The organism is Blautia sp. CAG:237 (assembly GCF_000436615.1).
Taxonomy (GTDB): domain Bacteria; phylum Bacillota; class Clostridia; order Lachnospirales; family Lachnospiraceae; genus Blautia_A; species Blautia_A intestinihominis.
The window spans coordinates 14100-17236 of sequence record NZ_FR886761.1; the positions used below are offsets into that span (position 1 = coordinate 14100).

Below are 3137 nucleotides of genomic sequence, written 5' to 3' on the forward strand. Positions count from 1 at the left end.
AATCTGTTTTGAATAGATTCAGCAGCCGGTTTTTGCTGTGCATAAAATATGTAATTCAGAAAAACCGGATCATTCTTTGATCTTGATCTTGTTTTTCAGTACAACGCAACAGGCAAGGTCTCCAATAACATTGACGCAGGTTGCACCCATATCACACAGAGTGTTGATACTGATGTAAACACCAAGGATACCTGCCGGAAGTCCTGCCATGGTTGCCAGTGCTGCAAAAGAAGCGATCGCACCGCCAGGGATACCAGGAGTACCCACAGACAGAAGCACGTTTGCCAGAAGGATCACGATCATCAAGGAAACGCTGACATTGATTCCGCAGGCGTTGGCGAAGAACATGATCATAAAGGACATTACGATGGATACCGCGTCCATGTTGACAGTGGCACCAAGCGGGATCGCGATACTGGTGATCTGGTTGGAAACACCCATCTCTTCCTCCATACACTGTTTGCTGATCGGGATAGTAGCGGAACTTGAACAGGTTCCGAATGCATTCAGTGCAGCAGGCATGATCGCTTTGAAGAAGCGGATCGGGCTTTCTTTGCCAAGGATCTTGACAGACAGACCATACACGAGAAAAGCAAAACCGAAAAATGCCACATAAAGGATGATGAGCTGTGTTGCCAGTGAAAGGATGGTCTCTGTTCCGTTTGCCTCAACGACCGGTACGATCGTACAGAAGACACCGATCGGGGTAAAGTACATGATCGTGCCGATGATCTTCAGACAGATCTCATTCAGTGAATCAATAAAATCAAGGAATGGTTTGCCTTTTTCTCCGATGGAGATCAGGGTAAAACCGATGATCACTGCGAATACGAGAACCTGGAGCATATTTCCCTCGGCAAAAGCCTTGACAGGGTTTGACGGGATCAGGTTTTTGATCGTATCCAGGATACTGCTCATCTCGGTTGCCTGGATATCGGCAGTTGCCATCTCAAAAGAAACACCTCTTCCAAGATGGATCAGACGCGGGATGATAAGACCGACGAGGCTGGCAAGTGCGGTGGTACTGAGAAAATATACCATGGCAGAGCCTGTGATCTTTCCGGTGGTGCGGATATTTCCGATGCTGCAGATACCGATGACGATCGAACAGAAGACCATAGGGAAGATCATCATGTTCAGGGCATTCATGTAGATGCCTCCGATCAGACTGGTGACAGTCAGAACCGGTGTATATCGTCCGGCAAGAAAAAGTCCGGTCAGGATACCAAGGACCAGTCCGGTAAAGATCGCCTGGGTGATATGCTTCTTGTACCAGGAATAAAAAGACTTCATTATATTGTTCCCTCCTCATAAAAATAATAAAAAACACGAAAAAAAATTATATCATGTCGAAAAATGTGCGTCAACAGAAATGCTTTACTTTGATAAAGTTCACCTTTTTGTTGAGAATAAGCGGATAATCGCGAAACGTTACATTGACAAAACGCTCTCCTTGAATTAAAATTAATTCTCAGATACAACAATGAATGTTGGAGGAACCATAGAGATGAAATACTTTTTTAAAAAAATTGAGCCCAAGTGGCAGGCGAAATGGGAAGAAAGCAAAGTCTTCGAAGCCAAGGACAACAGTGACAAACCGAAGTTCTATGGTCTGGTAGAGTTTCCATATCCAAGTGGTGCAGGTATGCATGTAGGACACATCAAAGCATACTCAAGCCTTGAGGTTATTTCCAGAAAACGTCGTATGGAAGGCTACAATGTACTTTTCCCGATCGGATTTGATGCATTCGGTCTTCCTACCGAGAACTATGCAGTCAAGACAGGAACACACCCACGTATCATCACAGATGAGAACATCAAGAAATTCTCCAACCAGTTAAAGAAAGTTGGATTTTCCTTTGACTGGAACCGTGTGATCGATACTACAGATGAGGATTACTACAAATGGACACAGTGGATCTTCCTCAAAATGTTTGAGAAGGGTCTCGTATTCAGAGACAGAACTCTTGTAAACTACTGCCCGCACTGCAAGGTCGTTCTTTCCAATGAGGACAGCCAGGGCGGCAAATGCGATATCTGCCACAGCGAAGTTGTGCAGAAATCCAAGGACGTATGGTATCTGAGGATCACTCAGTACGCAGACAAACTCCTGGAAGGCCTCAAGGACGTTGACTATCCGGACAATGTAAAGCAGCAGCAGATCCACTGGATCGGTAAATCCAAGGGTGCTTTTGTAGACTTCGACATCGACGGAATCGACGAGAAGCTTGAGATTTATACAACCAGACCGGATACTCTGTTTGGTGTTACTTTCATGGTAATCGCACCGGAGCATCCGATCATCGACAAATACAAAGACAAAGTCGCAAACATGGACGAGATCACTGCATACCGTAATGAATGTGCCAAGAAGACAGAGTTCGAGAGAACTCAGCTTGTCAAGGACAAGACAGGTGTGCGTATCCAGGGACTTGAGGGAATCAACCCTGTAAACGGCAAGAAGATCCCGATCTACATTGCAGACTATGTAATGATGGGTTATGGTACAGGTGCGATCATGGCAGTACCGGCTCATGACCAGCGTGACTATGATTTCGCAAAGAAATTCGGCATCGACATCATCGAAGTCATCAAGGGTGGAGACATCACCAAGGAAGCCTACACAGGTGACGGAGAGATGGTCAACTCTGAATTCCTCAACGGATACACCAAGAAGAAAGATTCTATCGAGCGTATGCTGGAAGAACTTGAGAAGAAGGGCATCGGTAAAGCAGGCGTTCAGTACAAGATGAAAGACTGGGCATTCAACCGCCAGAGATACTGGGGTGAGCCGATCCCGCTGATCCATTGCCCGAACTGCGGTGTTGTAGCTGTTCCGGAAGAAGAACTTCCGCTTCGTCTGCCGGATGTCAAGGACTTCGAGCCGGGTGAGGACGGACAGTCACCACTTGCCAAGATCGATTCCTTCGTAAACTGCACCTGCCCGAAATGTGGCGCTGCAGCGAAACGTGAGACAGATACCATGCCTCAGTGGGCAGGATCTTCCTGGTATTTCCTGAGATATACAGATCCGCACAATACACATGCACTGGCTGATATGGACAAACTGAAATACTGGATGCCGGTTGACTGGTACAATGGTGGTATGGAACACGTTACCAGACATATGATCTACT

2 protein-coding genes are annotated in these 3137 nt (G+C 46.3%); one reads left to right on the top strand and one right to left on the bottom strand.

The annotated features are described in order from the left end of the window. Nucleotides 1-69: 69 nt before the first annotated feature. The gene (locus QZL69_RS11205) at nt 70-1293 is read right to left on the bottom strand and encodes a dicarboxylate/amino acid:cation symporter (RefSeq protein WP_022215296.1); all 1224 of its coding nucleotides are present in this window, start codon (nt 1291-1293) and stop codon (nt 70-72) included. A 214-nt stretch (nt 1294-1507) separates the two neighbouring features. On the opposite strand from QZL69_RS11205, the gene leuS reads away from it, so the two are divergent. Beyond that, on the top strand, nt 1508-3137 hold a 1630-nt coding region (gene leuS / locus QZL69_RS11210), incomplete at its 3' end, for a leucine--tRNA ligase (protein WP_291519452.1).

Coding starts and splice junctions, on each gene's coding strand:
- QZL69_RS11205 (WP_022215296.1), bottom strand. CDS start 1,293: ATGAAGTCTTTTTATTCCTGGTACAAGAAGCATATCACCCAGGCGATC.